Source organism: Pseudomonas sp. 7SR1 (assembly GCF_900156465.1).
Taxonomy (GTDB): domain Bacteria; phylum Pseudomonadota; class Gammaproteobacteria; order Pseudomonadales; family Pseudomonadaceae; genus Aquipseudomonas.
Genome location: NZ_LT707064.1, coordinates 3318872 through 3340648, shown reverse-complemented (window position 1 = coordinate 3340648; position 21777 = coordinate 3318872). Strand labels below are relative to the sequence as shown.

25 protein-coding genes are annotated in these 21777 nt (G+C 60.8%); 1 reads left to right on the top strand and 24 read right to left on the bottom strand.

The window, feature by feature from the left end; all coding sequences use genetic code 11:
• Positions 1-91: 91 nt before the first annotated feature.
• The 21 genes from BW992_RS15250 to BW992_RS15150 form a co-directional block, all read right to left on the bottom strand.
• The gene (locus BW992_RS15250) at positions 92-1096 is read right to left on the bottom strand and encodes a substrate-binding domain-containing protein (protein ID WP_072393334.1); all 1005 of its coding nucleotides are present in this window, start codon (positions 1094-1096) and stop codon (positions 92-94) included.
• A gap of 171 nt (positions 1097-1267) precedes the next feature.
• Positions 1268-2086, bottom strand: a complete 819-nt coding sequence (locus tag BW992_RS15245; protein ID WP_072393337.1) for an SDR family oxidoreductase — start codon at positions 2084-2086, stop codon at positions 1268-1270.
• Between the two features lie 235 nt (positions 2087-2321).
• Positions 2322-3197: an SMP-30/gluconolactonase/LRE family protein gene (locus tag BW992_RS15240; protein WP_072431815.1), complete on the bottom strand. Its 876-nt coding sequence runs from the start codon at positions 3195-3197 to the stop codon at positions 2322-2324.
• Positions 3194-3940 carry a FadR/GntR family transcriptional regulator gene (locus BW992_RS15235; protein ID WP_072393343.1) on the bottom strand — a complete coding sequence of 249 codons (747 nt, stop codon included), beginning with the start codon at positions 3938-3940 and terminating at the stop codon, positions 3194-3196. Before BW992_RS15235 ends, BW992_RS15240 begins: the two co-directional genes overlap by 4 nt.
• Positions 3941-4050: 110 nt before the next feature.
• Positions 4051-4611: a DUF1285 domain-containing protein gene (locus tag BW992_RS15230; RefSeq protein WP_076406491.1), complete on the bottom strand. Its 561-nt coding sequence runs from the start codon at positions 4609-4611 to the stop codon at positions 4051-4053.
• 15 nt (positions 4612-4626) lie between these two features.
• The gene (locus tag BW992_RS15225) at positions 4627-5232 is read right to left on the bottom strand and encodes a DUF4823 domain-containing protein (RefSeq protein WP_072393349.1); all 606 of its coding nucleotides are present in this window, start codon (positions 5230-5232) and stop codon (positions 4627-4629) included.
• 227 nt (positions 5233-5459) lie between these two features.
• Positions 5460-6428: a GTP 3',8-cyclase MoaA gene (locus BW992_RS15220; protein WP_072431813.1), complete on the bottom strand. Its 969-nt coding sequence runs from the start codon at positions 6426-6428 to the stop codon at positions 5460-5462.
• Positions 6429-6564: 136 nt separating this feature from the next.
• Positions 6565-7203 carry a TetR/AcrR family transcriptional regulator gene (locus BW992_RS15215; protein ID WP_072393355.1) on the bottom strand — a complete coding sequence of 213 codons (639 nt, stop codon included), beginning with the start codon at positions 7201-7203 and terminating at the stop codon, positions 6565-6567.
• A 384-nt stretch (positions 7204-7587) separates the two neighbouring features.
• The gene (locus BW992_RS15210) at positions 7588-8382 is read right to left on the bottom strand and encodes a TatD family hydrolase (RefSeq protein ID WP_072393358.1); all 795 of its coding nucleotides are present in this window, start codon (positions 8380-8382) and stop codon (positions 7588-7590) included.
• 11 nt (positions 8383-8393) lie between these two features.
• Positions 8394-8750, bottom strand: coding sequence for a PilZ domain-containing protein (locus BW992_RS15205; protein ID WP_072393361.1), 357 nt, complete (start codon positions 8748-8750; stop codon positions 8394-8396).
• Between the two features lie 162 nt (positions 8751-8912).
• Positions 8913-9899, bottom strand: a complete 987-nt coding sequence (locus BW992_RS15200; protein ID WP_072393364.1) for a DNA polymerase III subunit delta' — start codon at positions 9897-9899, stop codon at positions 8913-8915.
• Entirely contained in the window at positions 9892-10524 is a 633-nt protein-coding gene (gene tmk, locus BW992_RS15195; protein WP_072393367.1) for a dTMP kinase, read from the bottom strand. The genes BW992_RS15200 and tmk overlap by 8 nt, the downstream gene beginning before the upstream one ends.
• A gap of 19 nt (positions 10525-10543) precedes the next feature.
• On the bottom strand, positions 10544-11704 hold the full coding sequence (mltG, locus tag BW992_RS15190) for an endolytic transglycosylase MltG (RefSeq protein WP_072393370.1): 1161 nt from the start codon (positions 11702-11704) through the stop codon (positions 10544-10546).
• A gap of 3 nt (positions 11705-11707) precedes the next feature.
• The gene (pabC, locus tag BW992_RS15185) at positions 11708-12523 is read right to left on the bottom strand and encodes an aminodeoxychorismate lyase (RefSeq protein ID WP_072459182.1); all 816 of its coding nucleotides are present in this window, start codon (positions 12521-12523) and stop codon (positions 11708-11710) included.
• Positions 12523-13767, bottom strand: a complete 1245-nt coding sequence (fabF, locus tag BW992_RS15180; RefSeq protein ID WP_072393376.1) for a beta-ketoacyl-ACP synthase II — start codon at positions 13765-13767, stop codon at positions 12523-12525. The genes pabC and fabF overlap by 1 nt, the downstream gene beginning before the upstream one ends.
• Before the next feature lie 108 nt (positions 13768-13875).
• Complete coding sequence (gene acpP / locus BW992_RS15175) at positions 13876-14112, bottom strand: acyl carrier protein (protein ID WP_007987170.1); 237 nt, start codon at positions 14110-14112, stop codon at positions 13876-13878.
• Positions 14113-14303: 191 nt separating this feature from the next.
• Positions 14304-15047, bottom strand: coding sequence for a 3-oxoacyl-ACP reductase FabG (fabG, locus tag BW992_RS15170; protein ID WP_072431811.1), 744 nt, complete (start codon positions 15045-15047; stop codon positions 14304-14306).
• A gap of 15 nt (positions 15048-15062) precedes the next feature.
• Positions 15063-16001 (bottom strand): ACP S-malonyltransferase, encoded by a 939-nt coding sequence (gene fabD, locus BW992_RS15165; RefSeq protein ID WP_072393382.1) that lies wholly within the window; start codon positions 15999-16001, stop codon positions 15063-15065.
• 123 nt (positions 16002-16124) lie between these two features.
• Entirely contained in the window at positions 16125-17135 is a 1011-nt protein-coding gene (gene plsX, locus BW992_RS15160) for a phosphate acyltransferase PlsX (RefSeq protein ID WP_072393385.1), read from the bottom strand.
• 3 nt (positions 17136-17138) lie between these two features.
• The gene (gene rpmF, locus BW992_RS15155) at positions 17139-17321 is read right to left on the bottom strand and encodes a 50S ribosomal protein L32 (protein ID WP_003179396.1); all 183 of its coding nucleotides are present in this window, start codon (positions 17319-17321) and stop codon (positions 17139-17141) included.
• Between the two features lie 13 nt (positions 17322-17334).
• Entirely contained in the window at positions 17335-17862 is a 528-nt protein-coding gene (locus BW992_RS15150) for a YceD family protein (protein WP_072393389.1), read from the bottom strand.
• A 105-nt stretch (positions 17863-17967) separates the two neighbouring features.
• Between BW992_RS15150 and BW992_RS15145 the strand changes: the two genes are divergently transcribed.
• Positions 17968-18546, top strand: coding sequence for a Maf family protein (locus tag BW992_RS15145; protein ID WP_072393392.1), 579 nt, complete (start codon positions 17968-17970; stop codon positions 18544-18546).
• Positions 18547-18612: 66 nt separating this feature from the next.
• Here the strand turns inward: BW992_RS15145 and sppA are convergent, their stop codons facing one another.
• Genes sppA through rluC form a run of 3 tightly spaced genes read right to left on the bottom strand, consistent with a single transcriptional unit; the run spans position 18613 to position 21231 of the window.
• Positions 18613-19602 carry a signal peptide peptidase SppA gene (gene sppA / locus BW992_RS15140; RefSeq protein ID WP_072459181.1) on the bottom strand — a complete coding sequence of 330 codons (990 nt, stop codon included), beginning with the start codon at positions 19600-19602 and terminating at the stop codon, positions 18613-18615.
• Between the two features lie 20 nt (positions 19603-19622).
• Complete coding sequence (locus BW992_RS15135) at positions 19623-20285, bottom strand: HAD-IA family hydrolase (RefSeq protein ID WP_072459180.1); 663 nt, start codon at positions 20283-20285, stop codon at positions 19623-19625.
• A complete protein-coding gene (gene rluC, locus BW992_RS15130) occupies positions 20275-21231 on the bottom strand; it encodes a 23S rRNA pseudouridine(955/2504/2580) synthase RluC (protein WP_072394114.1) in 957 nt (318 codons plus the stop codon). Before rluC ends, BW992_RS15135 begins: the two co-directional genes overlap by 11 nt.
• Positions 21232-21777: the final 546 nt, after the last annotated feature.

The window sequence follows — 21777 nt, the reverse complement described above, 5'->3', positions numbered from 1 at the left end:
ACCTCGAACTCACAGAGATCAAGCGGCGCCGTCGAGGTCCTGTCCGAAGCTGGGGACAGGACACCTGCGCCGCTTTTGAATCAACCGGCCATCAATTCCACAGGCCGATCTTTTCCAGCTCCTGCTTGAAGTTCTCCCGAGTGATCAGCGTCACCTCATCCATGGCGGTGTACTTCGGTGGCTCCTTGCCGGTGGTGACCCACTCGAACATCATCTCGGCGGTCTTGTAGCCTTCGATGTGCGGGCTTGGCAGCATCGAGCCGAAGAAGCCGCTCTCCGGTTTCTTCAATTCGCCGATGGCGTCGGTACCGTTGATGCCGATCCCGATCACGTTGGCGGCCTTGAATCCGGCGGCTTCGGTAGCGCGTACGCCACCCAGCACCGTGTTGTCGTTCATGCCACCGATGATCAGGTTCTTCGCGGCGCTGGGCAGTTTCACCAGCGCGGAGTTGGTGGAGTCCATGCTGCCGGGTACGTCGAGGGTCTTGAGGGCCGAGAAGAGGATGTGGTCCTCGGGCATGCCGGCTTTCTTCAGGGCATCGACCGAACCGTCGGTGCGTTTCTTGCCAGTGTCCAGTTCGTTGTAGGTGTTGATCACCGCGTAGGTGTCTTTCCAGTCCCACCCGCGTTTCTTCGCTTCGGCGGCCATGGCGGCGCCCTGCTTCTGGCCCACTTCGAATGCGGCCATGCCCAGGTACGGCACATCCTCCATGAACTTGCCGTTGGCATCGACGAAACGGTCATCCACCGCGATGACTTTCAGATCGTTGAGCTTGGCCTTGGCCATGATCGCCGGACCCAGGGACACGTCCGGCGGGCAGATGACGAAGCCCTTGGCACCATTGGCGGCAAGACTGTCGATGGCCGAGAGGGTCTTCTCGCCGTCAGGCACGGCGATCTTGATCACTTTGAAGCCTCGGTCCTTACCGGCCTTCTCGGCGAACGCCCATTCGGTCTGGAACCAGGGCTCCTCGGCCTGCTTGACCAGGAAGCCGATTTTCACTTCTTCAGCGGCCAGCAGGTTGCTGCCGAAAGTGAACGCGGTAACGGCCAGGGCGGCGCGACACAGGGAACGAATCCCACGACGATGATTCATAGCTGACTCCTTGTTTTTTTTATTGAAAGCCAAGGCCTCGGTTCTGCTCCCCTACGGGGTGGTGCTGCGCAGGCCGGGCCGTCAAATCGTGTTGCTACAGCATAGATCCAAATAGTCATATCGTATGATGATTGGATGACAGACAGCATAACCACCTGCCAACCCGGACATTCAGTCGTGATACATGACCGAACGTCCACCATCGAGGGTGATGCATGAAGCGTTGATGAAAGGTGCTTCGTCGCTGGCCAGGAACACGGCTGTCATTGCCACTTCGATCGGCTGGCCGATGCGCCGGGGCGGATGCAAGTCCATCGCCCGCTGGCGTTCGGCATGGGGGTCGGCAAAGCCGTTCCAGTAATCGACGTTCAGTTGGGTCTCGATATAACCTGGTGCGATGGCATTGACACGTATGCCCTTGGGCGCATATTCGATGCCCAGGGCGCGGGTCAGGCCGAGCAAGCCGTGCTTGGCCACCGGGTAAGGAAAACAGCCGGGAATGATGTGGGACGAGTGGGTCGAAGCGATGTTGATGATGCTGCCCACGCCCTGTTCCAGCATCTGCGGCAACACCGCCTTGCAGCCATACCAGGCGCCGTCCAGGTCGATGGCGAAACAGCGACGCCAGTCTTCTTCGCTCATCTGCAGTGGATCGCGGAACACATTGACGCCAGCGCAATTCACCAGCACATCGATGCGTCCGTGCAGTTCCACGGCGCGGCGTGCCATGGCGTGCAGGTCATGCTGTTTCGCCACATCGACTTTCAATGCTTGCACATCCGCCCCGCGCTCCCGCCACTGAGCGGCGACCTGCTCGACCTTTTCGCCCTGGATATCGCTGATCACCAACCGCGCCTGCTGCGAAGCGAACGCGGCGACGATCGCCTCGCCGATCCCTTGGGCGGCACCGGTCAACAGCACCACCTTGTTCTTCAATCGCTCGCCCTTGGGTGGCTCGGGCACCGGTGGCAAGCAAAGCGGTTGGGCCATCGCTCAGGCCCCCCGGTTCGAAGGCGTGCCAAAGGCCGGGCATCCAGGGATGACCGGCCTTTGGCATTGCTGGAACGGAGAGTCGCTTGTGCCACCGAGGCACGCGAGGGCAGATCGTTGCATCACTTCACCTGTGTTGTTTTTTTAGTGTGAGTGCATGTTGCTGATGGAACCGACTATAAACCCGACCGCCGAACAATCTCAATATATATATTTACATCCCATATTTTGGGATTTAACCCGCAAACCGTGTACACGGTATACCCGGCACATCCACCCGCATGGACAGCACTGCACCGTCCAGCGGATGACCCAGCGGGCTTGCCGCACTGGTGATGTACAGGGTCTTGAGGTCTTCCCCGCCAAATACGCAACTGGTCGGGCGGCTGACCGGCAGCTCGATGACCCGGTCGATATGTCCCTGCGGACTCAACCGCAACAGGCAACTGCCGTCCCAGCGCGCGTTCCAGATATAGCCGCGGGCGTCCATCGCCGAACCGTCGGGACCGCCCCGCGAGTGAGGACCGAACCAGACCTCGGCCGGCGCCAGGCTGCCATCGGGGTAGATGAAATGTCGGTACAGCGTGCCATCGAGGCTTTCGCCGAAATACACCGTGGTACCGTCGGGGCTCCATAGCAGGGTGTTGGGAATGCCCAGCCCCCGCAGCAACGGCATGACCCGGCCATCGCCCCCCACCCGGAACAGGCCACCCGAGCGGCGCTCGATGGGCAGGTCTTCGCCGTCTTCACCGATGTTGTTCTGCATCGTGCCGAGCCAGAGCCGGCCCAGCGCGTCACAACGAGCTTCGTTGGCCCGGTTGCCCGGCTGGGGATCGGCCATGCACAGCAACGTCAGCCGAGGTTCCAGCCCTGGCGACTCCAGGTCGAGACGGTAGACGCCGCTGCTCAGCGTCACCAGGGCATCACCTCTCTGGGTCGGGATGAAGGCGGATACGTGCTCGGGCATCTGCCAGATCTGCACATTGGCGCCGATCAAGCGCAAGGCCTGCCTGCCCGCGATATCGACCCAGTAGAGCGCCTGGGTCGGCTCGTCCCAGAAAGGGCCCTCGCCCAGTTTCGCCCTATGTTCCGTCACAGCCTTCCACATCACTGAATCCTCCTGTTTCCGGCTTGCCCGGCGGTGTCGGTACGACCGGCCATCACATCAGGGTAAAACCGCTTGATGGCCAGGTCGGCATTGTCGATCAAGGTCATGCAGGCCCAGACGCCACGCGCCGCATCACGAGCGGCGATGGCTTCAGCGATGTCCTTGTGGATAGGCAAGGTGCGGCGCAGTTCGTCCGGGTCGGCAGCCGACACCTCGAACGACACCGCCAGCAACGCACCCAGGGCCGGGATCATTTGTTCGATGAATTGATTATGACTGGCGGCGAGGATGCACTCATGGAAAAACTGGTCGGCCAGATTGTAGTCCGCGCCGCTGTCCACGGCCCGCTCCAGTGCATGGTAGGCCAGACGGATGGCCTCTACCTGTTCGGCGGTCGCCCGCTCGCAGGCCCACCGCACCGCCATGGGCTCGATGGTCCGGCGCAGGTCCAGCAAGTCGTCCACAAAGTTCTCCGGCAGGCCGCTGCGCGACAGCCAGCCGACCACCTGTGGATCGAAGAGGTTCCAGCGCCGCACCGGCAATACCCGCGTACCGACTTTCGGCCCGACCTCCAGCATGCCCTTGGCCACCAGGGTCTTGATCGCCTCACGAATGACCGTACGGCTGACACCCAATTGCTCGCCCAGGTCCGCCTCGACCTTGATGGTCTGCCCAGGCTTGACCTGGCCGGCGGCGATCCAGCCCCCCAGCCAATCGACGGTCGATGCATGATAACTGCTGGACATGAACACCCCATGAGCACTCTCGATGGAGGCTCACGCTAATCATCATATGATTGGGTGTCAATTTGAATTTCGGTTGGTCTCACAGCGGGGGCCGGAGCTTCCTACCGGATCTACGGTTCCAGGCCGATGGGAAAGAACTCACCGCCGCTCCAGACGCCCAGCCATCGCTGGCCGTCGATTTCGCGGCTCACCCCCAGCTCGACCAGTTGGTAGAAGACATTGCGATGGATCAGCGCTTCCAGGTTGCTGCGCACATGAACGTAAGGCGCGGGCTCCTGGGTGTGGGGATCGAGCACCACCCGTATCGGATGTTCGAGGCCGGCCTCGGTGGTTTCGTCGACATGGGTCGTGAAGCGTAGCAACTGCCCTTCCCCCTCGCCTTCGACCTCGAGGGTCACGGCCACGAACGGCGCATCGTCGACCTGGATGCCGACTTTTTCCACGGGGGTGATCAGGAAGTAGTCATCGCCGTCACGGCGGATGATGGTGGAAAACAGCTTGACCATCGGCTTTCGCCCGATGGGCGTCCCCAGGTAATACCAGGTACCGTCCCGGGCGATGCGCATGTCGATGTCGCCGCAGAAGTCGGGGTTCCACAGGTGGACCGGTGGCAGGCCTCTGGTCTTGGGGATCTGCCCCAGCAAGTCATTGGCTTTTTGCGGTCCGCTCATGTCGACTCCTTGTGTTTACTGATCACTCATCCCCAGCAGGCTGCGGGCATATTCACGCAAGGGTGGGGCGATGAGGTCTTGTGGTTGTTTGTCGTGCAGTGTCAGCAAACCGCCACGACTCTTGATACGTGCAGTATCGATCAAATACTGGGTACTGGTCTCGATCAACATGATCTGGATCACGCTGGTGTCGACGCCCAGGCGGTCCACGGCTTCCTCGTCCAACCATTCGTCGGTGTTGCCGATGCGGTTGTCGGCCTTGGCGAACCGGGTATACAGCAGGTAATGGGCACCGGCGGCACGGGCTTCGCCCATGGCCTGGTCGAGGCCCTCAGGAACCCGGGCGCGCCGAACCATGGGGAAATATTCGATGAAACCGTTGAAGGCTTCCTCGGCCACGACATTGGGTCGCGGATAGGCGCTGCCCGGCGGAGCGAAGGCCCCTTGGGCAATATAGATAAAGGAATCGGGCTGGATACGCAGGTTATTCACACGACGGCTATCGCTGTGATCCAGCAGGCCGGCGTCGCTCATGTGATAACGCACGCCCTCCCCCATGTCGCTGACATTCATGCAGCCGCCAAGCACCAAGACGGCCAGCAGCAAAACCAGGCTACGCATCCTACCCTCCAGAGACCGGTGTCGGAAAACCGGCGAATGGCCGTTGGATGCAGCTTTTGCGCCAGTTCGATAGATGAGGGGGCCGTCATATTCCTGTTGCAAGGGGATTCATCCCCGATGGGGTGCGAGGCGCCCCTTGTAATGCAGTCAGTCCGATTCCCAGGGGTGACAGGGCCGAGGGCTGTTTCGCCCCCGACGGGGATAGATCCCCTCGCCACAAAGGCGGATCAGCCGCCGATGATCTTCATGATGGTGGCGCCACCGGAAAACGCTACTTCCTGCTTGTCTCCCAGGGCCTTGACCAGCAACCGCTGGATAGCCGGCAAGGCCTGGTGACGAGGTTTATCCAGCAGGTCGCCAATGAAGTGACGATTGCTCGACGACAGGCAGCCGTGCAACCAGCCCGTCGAGGACAACCGCAGCCGCGAGCAGGTACGGCAGAACGGCACGCTTTCGTTGGCGATCACCCCGAAGTGCCCCATGCCCGGAATCTCGTAACGTACCGCCGTGGCATCCACCGGCGCGTTGGCCTGGAGGTATTCGTACCGGTCGCCAATCAGGCTCAACAGCTGTTCGAGGCTGACGAACTGCTGCAGGAATGCATTGGAGTCGCTGGCCAGGTGGCCCATGCGCATCAACTCGATGAAACGCAGCTCGTAACCCCGCTCCAGGCAGTATTCGAGCAGCGGCATGACCTGGTCCAGGTTCTGTCCGCGCAACGGCACCATGTTGACCTTGATCTTCATGCCCGCCGCCCGGGCCTGGTCCATGCCGTCTAGCACGGTCGCCAGGTCGCCCCCTCGTGCGATCCCGCGAAACGCAGAAGGATCCAGGGTGTCGAGGGAAACGTTGATGCGACGGATTCCGGCGTCCACCAGCAAAGGCAGTTTCTTCGCCAACAATTGGCCGTTGGTGGTCAGGCTGATGTCTTCCAGCCCCATCTGCCCCACCGCCGTCATGAAACGCTCGAGTTTTGGGCTCACCAGCGGCTCGCCACCGGTGATGCGCAAACGCTCGATACCGGCGGCCTCGATCAGGTAAGCCACGCCTCGGGCCATCGCCTCGGCCGACAGCTCATCCTGTGCGGCGACCAGACGCTTGCCATCAGGTACGCAGTAGGTACAGGCGTAGTTGCAGGCGGAAGTCAGGCTGACTCGCAAATTGCGAAAACGCCTGCCCTGACGATCAACGATCATGGATCACTCCGGCGGAAGAAGAATCGGACTGGCAAAACTTGACTCAGAATTCAAGTTTTCGCAAGCCTCATGCCTGAGTATATTACTGGGGCACTGCGCCATGTAAGCAGCCATGGCGCAATCAGACAGGTGAATGTCAGCTGCTCGGGACGTCGGTATCGCGCTTGCGCTTGTTGCCCATGCGTACGCCGATGTCCATCAGGAACTGGAAGAAGCCTTCCTGATCTTCCAGCACGTTGCTCCAGAACGGCGAGTGATACAGCGCCACCGCGCCATGCACCAACGCCCAGGCAGCGCAGTAATGGAAATAGGGTGGCACGTCTTCAAGCTTGCCTTCGCTGATCCGGCCCTTGATCAACAAGGTCAGGCGATCGAAATTCGAGGCGCGGATCTTGTGCAGCTCCTCGACCATCTCCGGTACCTGGTTGCCCTTGACCACCTTCTCTTCCAGGCGATCGAACAAGCGATAACGTTGCGGATCGCGCATGCGGAATTCGAAGTAGGCCCGGGACAGGGCTTCCTTGTCCTTGTCCACATCGGCCGAATGCAGCAGTTCGTTCAAATCACGCTCGTAATCGAGCATCAGGCGCAGGTAGATCTCCGCCTTGGATTTGAAATGTTTATAAATCGTGCCTTTGCCGATACCCACGGCATCCGCAATCATCTCGACGGTGACGCTGTCTTCACCCTGATCGAGGAACAACTTGAGCGCGGTGTCGAGAATTTCCTGCTCGCGGCGACGAAACTCACGGACCTTACGAGGTTCTTTGTGCATAAGAGAAAGGTCTGAAGGGTCAAAATTCGAAGCCGGGTATTATGCCTAACTTACGCAAAAATGCACGGATCATCCGTTCCCGGCCTCAGTTCTTCACAAAATCGTATAGATCTGGCTCTTCTTCCCTTGCCCCACCACGCCCCGGAGGCAGGCATAGGCGACAATGAGAACTTATCCGAAGCGAGCGTATTCCAAATTTGTTTAAAAACCGCCCCGGGCAAACTGGACGCGTCCGCATACTGATCAATACTTGAACTGTCGGTGCGACATCTCCCCCAAGTGACGCGCCGATAAAGGTACCAAAGGACCGCGTGCCTTTGTTTTACTCCTAATGGTCTTAACCCGGATTCACCCCCCAGAACCCGGGTTTTTTTTGCTTGAAATTCAAGCCCGTGCCGAACGGACGTGGGCCAGCGGGAACAGCCGTTGGAAGTTCTCTGTCGTCTGGGCTGCAAAACGCTCGTAGGATTCGCCCCGCAACATCGCCAGAAACTCCGCCACTTCCCGTACGTATTGCGGCAGGTTCGGTTTGCCGCGGTACGGAATCGGCGCCAGGTAAGGCGAATCGGTTTCCACCAGCAAGCGGTCGGCCGGCACTTTGCTGGCCACATCGCGCAAGGCATCGGCGTTGCGGAACGTGACAATGCCCGACAGGGAAATGTAATAGCCCATGTCCAACGCAGCCCTGGCCATGTCCCAGTCCTCGGTGAAGCAGTGCAGCACGCCAGCCTGGGGCAACGCGGCCTCGCGCAACAAGGCCAGGGTATCGGCTCGGGCGCCCCGGGTATGGATGATCACCGGCTTTGCGGTTTGTCGAGCCGCTTCCAGGTGCAGTCGGAACGACGCCTGCTGGACTTCGGCGGCTTCGGGCTCATAGTGATAGTCCAGACCGGTTTCACCAATCGCCACCACCCGCGGATGATCGAGTTCGCGCAACAGCCAGTCCAGAGCCGGCGCGGCGTCGGGCTGGACATCGAGGGGATGGATGCCGACCGAACAATCGACATCTTCGTAGCGTTCGGCCAGGACCTTGACGTCGGCGGCATTGTCGGCGCTGACGCCGATGCACAGGAAGTGCCCGACGCCCCGCTGACGAGCCGCGTCCAGCGCAGCATCCAGGGAGCCGCCATGGGCGGCAAGATCGAGGCGGTCAAGGTGGCAATGGGAATCTACAAGCATAGGGAACCAGGTTACATCGTATGGGTGGGACGGTCGGATTTCAGGGTTCCGGCCAAGTGGGTTTCGATCTGGTTGCGGGCGGAGTTGTCGCCCTCGTTGAACTGCACGCCGACGCCGGCGGCGCGATTGCCCTGGGCGCCCTTGGGAGTCAGCCAGATCACCTTGCCGGCGACCGGGATCTTCTCCGGCTCCTCCATCAGGCTCAACAGCATGAACACTTCATCGCCCAGGCGATAATTCTTGTTGGTGGGAATGAACAGGCCACCATTCTTGATAAAAGGCATGTAGGCGGCGTAAAGCACCGATTTGTCCTTGATGGTCAGGGACAGGATGCCATTGCGTGGACCGGGACTGACAGGTTCGTTCATGCTGACCTCCGCTGCGATTGAGCTGAGTCTAGGCTCTGTATGAAAGTCTTGAGACGAAGGCCAGGCAAGGCGAGGCAGCTTTCAACGCTGCCTGAACGAGTATCAAGGCTTTTCGTACAGAGCAAGGAACATTCTCACCGGTTTTCCTTCAGTTGCAGCCTGTCAGTTTCGGCCCGGCAGGCTCGCCCATTGCACCAACAGGGCTTCGAGCAACAAGACCCGGTTGAGGTTCGCCTTGCTCAGCACCTTCTGACGTTGGGCAAGTATCCAGTCCTGAATGTTCAAGATTTTGTCCCGGCTGGTTTTCTGCGCCAGGTACTGGATCACCTTGCGCATGTCCGCCAGCCCCAGGCCAGACTCATCCTCGGTGAGCTGGTAGCGCAGGATCAGGTTCGACCAGTCGCAGAACCAGTCGAACAGCAACAACAGCGAGACAGCATTCCAGCCCTCGGCCAGCTGCGTGGGGGATTGCTGCTGCTTGAGCAGTTGTTTCACCCCTTCCACCACCAGGGCCCGCTGTTCACGCACACCCTGGGCCTGGAGGCTGACGGCGGCCAAGGGGGAACCGGCGGCCAGGGTCAGCAGCTCGCCCCGCTCTTGCTCGGTACTCTCCGGCAAGGCCTGGGCCAGCCATTGCATGCTCATTGCCTCGCTCGGCAACGGACACGCCTGCTGCACGCAACGGCTCTTGATGGTCGGCAGCAAGCGGCTCGGCTGATGGCTGACCAGCAACAGCACGGTGTCGCCCGAAGGCTCCTCCAGGCTCTTGAGCAAGGCGTTGGCCGCATTGATGTTCATTGATTCCACCGGCTCGATCAGCACCACCTTGCGCCCACCCAGTTGCGCGGTCTGGACTACAAAGCTGACCAGATCGCGGACCTGGTCGACTTTGATCGCCTTGTCCGCCTCTTCCGGCTCCAGCACATAGTTGTCGGGATGGCTCCCGGCCTTGAGCAACAGGCAGGACTTGCACTCACCGCATGCATTGGAGGGCCCGGGATGCTGGCACAGCAAGCTGGCCATCAGGCGCTCCGCCAGCGCCCGCTTGCCGATACCGGCCGGGCCATGCAGCAGATACGCGTGGGCATGTTGGGTACGTCCGGCCAACTGCTGCCAGAGACCGTCCTGCCAGGGATAGGCTTCAGCCACGGACACGCTCCAGCAGGCGCGGCAACAGATCATCCAGAGACCGCTGGACCTGCGCCAGGGGCTGCGCGGCATCGATCAGCAGGTAACGCGACGGATCGGCCTTGGCGCGGCTCAGGAACGCACTGCGCACAGCATTGAAGAACGCCGCGCCTTCCTGTTCGAAACGGTCCAGCCGCCCGCGGGCGCTGGCGCGAGCCAGGCCGACTTCCACGGGAAGGTCGAACACCAGCGTCAGGTCCGGGCGCAATTCACGCTGCACGAAGCTCTCCAGTGTAGCGATGCGCTCCAGGGACAATCCCCTGCCGCCCCCCTGGTAGGCATAGGTCGAATCGGTAAAGCGATCACAGAGCACCACGGCGCCACGAGCCAGGGCCGGACGAATCACCTCGGACAGGTGCTGTGCCCGGGCGGCAAACACCAGCAGCAACTCGGTGTCGGGATTCATGACCTCGTCCGCCGGTGTCAACAACACCTCGCGAATCCGCTCCGCCAGCGGCGTACCGCCAGGCTCGCGGGTCAATACCACCTCGACCCCCGCGGCCTGCAAGCGTTCGGCCAGGTATTCGCGGTTAGTGCTCTTGCCGGCGCCTTCAGGGCCTTCCAGCGTTATAAACAAGCCAGTCACGGGCGGTCCTTAATCAGAGTCATTGCGAGCCCGACGGCTCGCTGGCATTCGGTTCGGGAGCCGGCTGCTGTGCCGGGACCTGGGGCACGGCTTCGGGCGCCGTATCAGGCGATGCGGCGGGAATCGGCGCGGTGTCGTCCAGCGTAGCTGGCGCAGGACTGGAACGATAATCGGCACGTCGCTTGAGCTGGTACTCGCGCACCGCATTGTTGTGCGATTCCAGGCTGTCGGAGAAGACATGGCTGCCATCACCGCGAGCGACAAAGTAAAGGCTGCTTCCCGGCGCCGGATTCAGGGCCGCATGAATCGCCTCTCGTCCCACCATCGCGATTGGCGTCGGCGGCAGGCCCGGGACCATGTAGGTGTTGTATGGGTTTTCTTCTTTCAAATGGGCTCGGGTGAGCTTGCCGGTGTAGCGCTCGCCCAGGCCGTAGATAACCGTAGGGTCGGTCTGCAGCAACATGCCCATGCGCAGCCGACGCACGAACACACCGGCGATCTGCCCGCGCTCCTGTGGCACGCCGGTTTCCTTCTCCACCAGCGACGCCATGATCAGCGCCTGATAAGGCTGGGTGTAAGGGGCATCGGGGGAGCGTTCGGCCCACTCCCTGGCGAGCACTTCCTCGAGCCGGTTGTAGGCCTGGTTCAGCACGTCGGCGTCCGAGGTCCCGCGTACGAAACGATAGGTGTCGGGGAAAAACCGCCCCTCGGGAAAGACGCCGGAGTGGCCGAGCCGATCCATGACCTCGCTGTCGCTCAGGCCGGTCAGGGTCTGCTGGAGTTTTTCATCCTTGGCCAGCGCGGCACGGACCTGACGGAAATTCCAGCCCTCCACCAGCGTCACGCTGTACTGCACCACTTCCCCACGCTTCCACACGGCGATCAGGTCCTGCATCGTCATGCCCGGCACCATGCGGTACTCGCCGGCGTGCAGGGGTTGGCCGGCAAGGTTGAAACGCCAATACACCCGCAGCCAGAAAGCGTCCTTGATCAGACCTTCGGCCTCGAGACGCTTGAGGGTCCCGGTCGGGTTGGTCCCGCTGGGAATATCCAGCAGTTCTTCCTGGGTAATGTTCAACGGCTGCTGCAGCGCCGAATGAATCTTCCAGGCCGAAGCGCCCCACAACAGCCCTGCCAGAACCAGTCCGGTTTCCAGCAACAGCAAGAATTTACGTCTCACGAATCAAACATCCAATAACGCGCGGGCAAGGGTCTGCAGTTTACGGGTGAGCGGCCCGGCCGACCAGCGTGCCGAACCGCATGCGCGTACCGGCCACACGCCATATACGCTGTTGCAGACAAAGACTTCGTCGGCCAGGTGCAGTTGCTCCAGGCCAATATCGGCAATCTGCGTGACGATGCCCTGGGACTCGGCTTGAAACAATAATTCGGCGCGCATCACCCCGGCCACACCGCAACGGCTCAGGTCAGGCGTCATCAGCACACCATCGCACACCAGAAACAGATTGCTGAACACCCCTTCGATCACTCGCCCGGAGGTATCCCGCATCAGGCCTTCGGCATGTTCCGCACCGCCCCATTCGGCGCGGGCCAACACCTGCTCAAGGCGATTGAGGTGCTTGAGGCCCGCGAGCAAAGGCTGCTCGGACAGGCGCGTGGCACAAGGAAAGAGGGAAATTCCCTGCTCGGCATGCGCAGCGGGATACGCGACCGGCGGACTGCCTTGCAGGATGCGCCGGGCCGGGGCCGACGGGACGGCGGCATAACCCCGCAGGCCGTCGCCTCGGGTCACGATCAGTTTCAGCACCCCCTGCCCCAGGCCTTGCGCGTAGGCGTCCAGCTCGGCGCTCAACGCAACCCAGTCGACATGGAGCGCCAGCCGTTGGCAACCCTGTTCAAGACGTTGCAGATGACGCTCCAGCAGCACGGGTACGCCGGCACGCACGGCGATGGTTTCAAACAACCCATCGCCATAAGCCAGGCCGCGATCCTTCAGCGACAGAACGTCGGCCGGCTGACCGTCGACCCAGCTATCCATCAACCAGCGAACCGGCGGAACACCAGCGAGCCGTTGGTCCCGCCAAAGCCGAAGGAGTTGGATATCACTACATCGATATCCATGCCACGGGCGGTATGCGGAACGAAGTCCAGGTCGCAGCCTTCATCCGGCTCGTCGAGGTTGATGGTCGGCGGCGCGACCTGGCTGTTGATCGCCAGTACGCTGAAGATCGCCTCTACCGCACCGGCGGCCCCCAGCAGGTGACCGGTCATGGACTTGGTGGAGCTGACGGCCAGCTTGTAGGCATGATCACCGAATACGGTCTTGATCGCCTGGGCTTCGGCCAGGTCGCCCGCAGGGGTCGAGGTGCCATGGGCGTTGATGTACTGGACCTGGTCGGCATTGACCTTCGCATCCCGCAGAGCATTGGCGATGCAACGGGCCGCACCGGCGCCATCGGCCGGAGGCGATGTCATGTGGTAGGCATCGCCGCTGGTACCGAAGCCGATGAGCTCGGCATAAATGGTAGCGCCGCGGGCCTTGGCATGCTCCAGTTCCTCGAGTACCAGCGCACCGGAACCATCGGACAGCACGAAGCCATCACGGCCCTTGTCCCATGGACGGCTGGCGCGGGTCGGTTCATCGTTGCGGGTCGACAGCGCACGGGAGGCACCGAAGCCACCCATGCCCAGGCCACACGCGGCCATCTCGGCACCGCCGGCAATCATGACGTCGGCTTCGTCGTACATGATGTTGCGGGCAGCCATGCCTATGCAGTGGGTACCCGTGGTGCACGCCGTGGCAATGGCGTAGTTGGGCCCCTGCACACCCAGGTGGATGGACAGGAAACCGGAAATCATGTTGATGATCGAGCCCGGCACGAAGAATGGGGAAATCCGTCGCGGCCCCGAATCGTGCAATGTACGGCTGGTCTCTTCGATATTGGTCAAGCCGCCGATACCCGAGCCCATGGCAACGCCGATGCGCTCACGGTTGGCGTCGGTGACTTCCAGGCCGGCGTTACGCACTGCCTGGAATCCGGCTGCCAGACCATACTGGATGAACAGGTCTAGCTTGCGGGCTTCCTTGACCGACAGGTATTCCTCGACATTGAAGCCCTTTACCGAGCCGCCAAAACGGGTGGAATAGGCAGAAAGGTCGGTGTGTTCGATCAGACCAATGCCACTACGGCCAGCCAGAATGCCCTGCCAGCTGCTCGGCACATCCGTGCCCAGTGGCGACAACATACCCATACCGGTGACTACGACGCGTCTACGCGACACAGCACTCTCCTTTTTCTAATGACGACTTTGCATCAGGCCTAAAGAAAAAACCGCACGCCGTAACGGCAGTGCGGTTTTTCCATGACAGCTAGCGACGACTAAAAACGATTACGCCTGGTGGGCAGTAACGTAGTCGATGGCAGCTTGTACAGTAGTGATCTTCTCAGCTTCTTCGTCAGGAATCTCGGTCTCGAATTCCTCTTCCAGAGCCATCACCAGCTCAACGGTGTCAAGGGAGTCGGCACCCAGGTCTTCAACGAAGGAAGCAGTGTTCACAACTTCTTCTTCCTTGACGCCCAGTTGCTCGGCAACGATTTTCTTGACGCGCTCTTCGATGGTGCTCATACCTTGTTTTCACTCCTAATGGACAAATTCAGGCAGCTGGCCGGTGGGTAAGTGTATAGAAAGGCTTTTCGGTTTTTCAACCGAAAGCTTCACTCCTCAAACCCCTCGGGCCCGCCCCTATAAATAGATTGCAGCTTTATAACGGATTTTAGACAGCTCGTATGACATTTTTTTGAAGCAATCCGTCACATTTAACTCATGTACATCCCGCCGTTCACCGGGATTGTAGCCCCCGTGACGTATGCCGCAGCGTCGGATGCAAGAAAAGCCACCACGGATGCGATTTCTTCAGCCTGCCCCAGACGCCCCAGCGGAATTTGCGTCAACAAGGCCTCACGCTGCGCCTCTGGCAGTTCGCGGGTCATGTCGGTGTCGATGAAACCCGGGGCCACCGAGTTTACCGTAATCGAACGCGAACCCACTTCCCGCGCCAGCGCACGGCTGAAACCTTCCAGACCGGCCTTGGCCGCAGCATAGTTTACTTGGCCTGCGTTGCCCATGGCACCCACAACCGAGCCAATATTGATGATACGACCCCAGCGAGCCTTGGTCATGCCGCGCAGGACGCCCTTGGACAGCCGGTACAGACTGTTCAGGTTGGTATCGATCACATCGAACCATTCGTCATCTTTCATGCGCATCATCAGATTATCACGAGTGATACCGGCGTTATTGACCAGGATCGCCGGGACACCGAACTGCTCCTGGATAGTTGCCAGCACCGCCGTGACGGATTCGTCGCTGGTGACGTTCAGTTCAAGGCCGGTGCCTTGGATACCGTTTTCCTTCAGGGTCGCGGCGATGCGCTCGGCGCCCGAAGCGGAAGTCGCGGTGCCGACGACGATGGCGCCTTGGCGACCCAATTCCAGGGCAATAGCCTGGCCGATGCCACGGCTCGCACCGGTCACCAGTGCAACTTTACCTTGCAGACTCATGCAAGCTTCTCCTGTTCAGGCCTGCGCTGCACGAGCGGCAGCGAAAGCGTCTGGGGTATTGAGGTTGGAAGTCGACACGCCTTCGGCGCAGCGTTTGTTCAGACCGGCCAGCACCTTGCCCGGGCCACATTCGACCAGCTCGGTCGCACCCTTGGCCGCCAGGGTCTGCACCGTTTCGACCCAGCGAACCGGCTTGTAGAGTTGTTCCAGCAGATCGCGCTTGAGGGTTTCGAGGTCCGGCGCCACATCGGCGCTGACGTTCTGCACCACAGGTATCTGCGGAGCCTGCCAATCGATGGCGGCAATGGATTCGGCAAAGCGTTCGGCGGCAGGCCGCATCAGTTCACAGTGCGACGGCACGCTGACCGGCAGCGGCATGGCGCGCTTGGCTCCACGCGCCTTGCAGCCCTCGATGGCCCGGTCGACCGCGGCCTTGGCGCCGGCAATCACCACCTGGCCAGGCGAGTTGAAGTTCACGGCACTGACCACATCGCCTTGCGCCGCTTCGGCACAGGCAGCCAGCACATCTGCATCTTCCAGGCCGAGGATAGCGGCCATGCCGCCCTGCCCGGCCGGAACGGCCTCCTGCATCAACTGGCCGCGACGCTCCACCAGTTTCACGGCATCGCCCAGGCTGAGACTGCCAGCGGCCACGAGAGCACTGTATTCACCCAGGCTATGGCCGGCGACGAAAGCCGGACGCGCGCCACCTTCAGCCAGCCACAGGCGCCACAGCGCGACCGAGGCGGTGAGGATGGCCGGTTGGGTCTTGTCGGTTTGATTGAGCAGCTCTTCCGGCCCTTGCTGGGTCAATGCCCACAAGTCGTAGCCGAGCGCATCGGATGCTTCTTTGAATGTTTCGAGGACCAGCGGGTATTGCGCGCCCAGCTCGGCCAGCATGCCGAGGGACTGCGAGCCCTGTCCTGGAAAGACGAATGCGAGGGAAGCAGACATGAAAACAAAGCCCCTAATGATCTTGTCGTCAAAAATTGACGCCCCTGGGGGCGCTAGGAAACTGACAGTTGGATGGCGGGTTGAACCAGCCGGTCACATTTAAGCATTGTCGGACGAAAACGCCTAAGTTAACAAATCTTCGAGGCGGCCATGCAGGCGTTCCGGCAGGTTTTCCTGGATCTCGATCACCGCACGATTGATCGCACTTTGAAAGCCCTGCACCCCCGCCGACCCGTGGCTCTTGATCACGATGCCCTGCAAGCCGAGGAAACTCGCGCCGTTATGTCGCGCCGGCGCCAGGTCTGCCTGCAGGCGACGCATCAACGGCAAGGCCAGCGCTCCAACCAGGCGCGAGGCCAGGCTCTGCCGGAACAGGGTCTCGATGCGCTCGCTGATCATGGTGGCCAGGCCTTCGCTGGACTTGAGCAGGATATTGCCAACGAAGCCGTCGCACACGACCACATCCGCCTCGCCCCGGTACAAGCCGTCGCCCTCGACAAAGCCGATGTAGTTGATGCCACGCGCACCCTGCAGCAGGGTGGCGGCCAGCTTGACCTGCTGGTTGCCCTTGATGTCTTCGGTACCGATGTTCAGCAGTGCCACGCGAGGACGTGCGATGCCCAGGGTTTCAGCGGCCACCGAGCCCATCACCGCAAATTGCAGCAAATGCTCGGCACTGCAATCGACATTGGCGCCAAGGTCCAGCAACTGGCAGAAACCGCGCCGGGTCGGTATCGCCGCGACCATTGCCGGCCGGTCGATGCCTGGCAGCGTCTTGAGCACGTAGCGCGACAGCGCCATCAGCGCGCCAGTGTTCCCGGCGCTGACACACGCCTGGACCTTGCCATCGCGCAACAGCTCCAAAGCCACCCGCATCGACGCATCGGGCTTGCCGCGCAGGGCCTGGGCGGGCTTTTCGTCCATGGCGATCACTTCAGACGCCGGGGTAATCGTCAGGCGCGCACGATCCGCAGCAGGCTGGCCGCTGAGCATTTCTTCCAGGAGGGAGGGTTGACCAACGAGGGTCAGGTGCAACGAGGGCGTAGCATTCAGGCAAGCAAGACTGGCCTGAACAATGCTGCGGGGACCGAAGTCCCCGCCCATTGCGTCAATCGCGATGACTTGAGCGGACAAGGATTACTCGTCAGCGCCCTTGTCGATCACTTTGCGACCACGGTATACGCCTTCTGGCGATACGTGGTGACGCAGGTGAACTTCACCAGTGGTTTTTTCTACAGACAGGGTGCTAGCCTCGAGAGCGTCGTGCGAACGGCGCATGTCACGGGCAGAGCGGGATTTTTTGTTCTGCTGAACAGCCATAATTGATTAACTCCTAAACGTTTGGGTCACGCTTTAACTGCGCCAAAACACTGAACGGGTTGGACCGCGTTACCTCGTCCTCGCTCGGCTCGGGCTCATCTGCTCCCGCCGGCTGCTGGCATTCTTCCGGATGATGAGCAGGCACAATGGGCAAGGCGAGCAGGAGCTCATCCTCGATCAGTGACTGCAGATCCAATGGATCTTCGCCCAGTTCCAGCACGTCATAGCCTTTCGGCAACGACTGGGTATTCGCACCCTCCTTCACCACGGCGTAACTGCATTCGCTGTGGATCGGCAGGGTGACCAGCTCAAGACAACGCTGGCAAACCATTTTGACTTCAGTGTCGATAAAGCTGTGGATAACCACAGATTTACGTTCATCTCGTTCAAAAACGAATTTGGCCTGGACCGTCCCGATATCGTCGGAAAGCGGGTCGCAGAGTCTCTTCAAATCGGCCAGCGGCAGTTCACCTTGAAGGGTGGTGCCACGATCAGCCAATTTGCGCGGGTCAACGTGAGGTGGAATCGGGTCATTCAACATAGGCGCAGCATTATAGGGATGCACCCAGCCATGTCAAAGGAAATTCAGCCCTGTCCGTCACTTGCACGCCCCGCTAGAATTCGCCCCTGCCTTTTGGAGATGCCCATGCTGCCCTTATTACTTGCCTCCAGCTCGGTCTATCGCCGGGAATTGCTCGCCCGCCTGGGGTTACCATTCGTCTGCCAGTCACCGGATATCGACGAAAGCCAACGCCCCGGCGAGGCTGCCCGAACACTGGTGGAACGCCTGGCGCGGGAAAAGGCCCTGGCCCTGGCCGACAGTCACCCGGGACACCTGATCATCGGCTCGGACCAGGTCGCCGTGCTCGGCGAACGCATCCTGGGCAAACCCCACACCTTCGAAAGGGCCCGCGAGCAACTGCTGGCGGCCAGCGGCACCAAGGTCACGTTTCTCACAGGCCTGGCACTGCTCAACAGCCAGACCGGCGCCTGCCAGGTCGATTGCGTGGCTTTTAGCGTCAATATGCGCGCGCTCGACCCGGAGCGAGTGGAGCGCTATCTGCGGGCCGAGCAGCCCTATGACTGCGCCGGTAGCTTCAAGGCCGAAGGGCTGGGCGTGAGCCTGTTCCAGAGCACCGAAGGCCCGGACGCCACCAGCCTGATCGGACTGCCCTTGATTCGCCTTGTGGATATGTTGCTGGCGGAGGGCGTAGAGATACCCTGAATCTGGCATCATCCATGGCAGAGCACCCGCCGCCCGCAACCGAACGGCCGGAGCCCTGCCAGCGAGTCAGCGCAATACCGGCCCCTGGAACCCCATCCACATTGCCAGGCGCTCGGCGATGCTCGCCCCCAGCTTCTTCGAGAAACGGTCGAGCGGCGATTCTTCGACAGTGAAGTCCACCAGCTCCTTCTCGCCGATCACATCCCGCGCCACCGAACTGGCACTGCCCAGGCCGTCGATCAAGCCCAGCGACAACGCCTGCTCTCCAGACCATACCAGGCCGGAAAACAGCTCCGGATGATCCTTGTCCTTGAGCCGATCGCCCCGACCTTTCTTGACGCTGGCGATGAACTGCTTATGGGTCGTATCGAGCACGCCCTGCCAGAAAGCGATCTCTTCCGGCTTCTGCGGCTGGAAGGGGTCGAGGAACGACTTATGCTCACCGGCGGTGTAGACCCGGCGCTCGATACCGAGCTTGTCGAGGGTCTCGACAAAGCCATAACCGGCAGCGGTGACACCGATGGACCCCACCAGGCTGGCCTTGTCGGCATAGATCTGATCCGCCGCACTGGCGATATAATAGGCACCGGAAGCGCCGAGGTCGGCGATCACCGCATAGACCTTGGTGTCCGGATGCGCAGCGCGCAAGCGAACGATCTCGTCATAGACGTAGCCGGACTGCACCGGACTGCCGCCCGGACTGTTGATACGCAGCACCACCCCCTTGACCTTCTCATCCTCGAACGCAGCCCGCAGACTGCCAATGATGTTGTCCGCGCTGGCCGCCTCCTTGTCGGCGATCATGCCCTCGACGTCGATCACCGCCGTATAGGCCGAAGCACTGCCGGGACTCTTCTTCATATCGATCGCCTGGATGATGACACCCAGCCCGACGAAAAGATAAATGAAGACCAGGAACTTGAAGAAAATTCCCCAGCGGCGAGCGCGACGCTGTTCTTGCACCCCCGCCAGGAGGGTTTTTTCCAGCAACTTCCAGCTTTTATCGTCACCGTTTTCAGCGCTTGCCTTGGCCGGTGCTTTCCATTCATCGGTCATACATGCATCTCCAACAGGTTCTAATCGGTAGGCCGGCTCAGCCAGGCGTGTAATTCAGTAAAACGGTCAATCGTCAATCGCGGTTCGAATGCCCGCAGCGCCTCGATGGTCTGCGCACCGTAGCTGACAGCCACCGAGCCCATGCCGGCATTGCGCGCCATCTGCAGGTCGAAGGACGAATCCCCCACCATCAGCGCCTGCTCCGCACGCACCTCGCAGTGCGCCAGGATCTGCTCGAGCATCAAGGGATGGGGCTTGCTGGCGGTTTCATCGGCAGCACGAGTGACATCGAAATAGCCCTCCCAGCCATGAGCCTTCAGCACGCGATCCAATCCCCGACGAGCCTTTCCAGTGGCAACGGCCAGGTGGTAACCCTCCGCCCGAAACGCCTGGAGGGTATCCAGGACGCCATCGAACAACGGCGAAGGCTCGGCCTCCAGCGCGATGTAATGGTCGGCGTAGTGCTGACGAAACACCACCAACTCCTGGTCGCCGATCTCCGGATACAGGCTGCGAATCGCCTCGGGCAAGCCGAGACCGATAATGCCTTTGACTGCAAGGTCGTCACGCCTGGCAAAACCCGTACGATCCGATGCGGCATGCATCGACTCCACGATCCGACCGATGGAATCGGCCAGAGTGCCGTCCCAATCGAATATCAGCAGCTTGTATTCAGGATGCACTCAACCGCTCCACGGTTCGGGCCCACATGTCATCCACGGGGGCCTGCAGTTTCAGCTCACCCCCATCGGGCAGCGGCACCGTGAGCATATAAGCATGGAGAAACAATCGCTTTCCGCCAAGATCGCGTATCTCCCGACTGAAGTCGTCGTCCCCGTATTTGGGGTCACCGGCAATGCAGTGCCCGGCGTGCAGGGTATGGACACGAATCTGGTGGGTGCGCCCCGTGATCGGCTTGGCTTCGATCAGGGTGGCGAACTCGCCGAAACGGCGCAGGACCTTGAATACGGTCAGCGCTTCCTTGCCTTCGTCGTTGACCTCGACCATGCGCTCGCCGGAACGCAGGTTGCTCTTGAGCAACGGTGCGCGGACCTGCTTGATGGACGTCGCCCAATGGCCGCGGACCAGGGCCATGTAGCGCTTGTCGACACCATCGCCCCGCAACTGTTCGTGCAAATGACGCAGCATGCTGCGTTTCTTGGCGATCATCAGTAGGCCGGAAGTGTCCCGGTCCAGGCGATGGACCAGTTCCAGCTCCTTGGCGTCGGGACGCAACTGACGAAAGGCTTCGATCACGCCGAAATCCAGGCCGCTGCCGCCGTGAACTGCGATGCCCGCGGGTTTGTTGATCACAATCAGCGCCTTGTCTTCGTAGACAATCGAAGCCTCCAGGCGCTGCAGCAGTCCCTGGGCGACGGGCACCGGTTCGTCGCGCTCAGGCACGCGAACCGGCGGCACACGCACGATATCGCCCGCCTGGAGCTTGTACTCAGGCTTGATCCGGCCCTTGTTCACCCGCACTTCGCCCTTGCGCAAAATGCGATAAATCAAGGTCTTGGGCACACCCTTGAGCCGGGCTAGCAGGAAATTATCGATTCGTTGGCCGGCATATTCCGGCGAGACCTCGAGCAGTTGAACGCCAGGGGTCGAAGGGGCAGTAGTCGTCATGGCGGCGATCATAACAATTTTTTATGGAATTGAAGCACTTAATCATTGCTGCTATAGTCGCGAACGCCGCCAAAAGTGGCTGGACAGCGGACTAACGGTCAAAAACCGGCCCTGACCAACGCAATTCACGAGGACGAGAGGCCGTCCTACGGGGCTTTTGCTACGTAACGGCAGAGTTTGCAGGTGTAACGAGCGCAGGTGACATGAGGCCTGAAATACGCCGCAAAGCAGAGTTTTGGCTCGCCTTGCGCGCCACATTCACGGCCAGTTCACAAAGTGCAGTCAGTTGCGGACGACCCCGGGCGAGAGCTTCGGAAACAACGCCTAATTAGCCATGATGCGTGACCTCCCCTTCCGGAGCTCACGGTAAATGCCAACCCGCTGCGGATTCTGCGCGCGGCAGCACCCGAATTATCAGGGATACGTGTAGGGTGGAGATGTACAACCGTCGGACTGTGTAGCACTAGGCTTATATTTAGACGCTTCATCTCGTCCACAGGCGCCGGTTGATTCCTCCTCCTGACTGAGTGCTTGAGTACCAGCAAG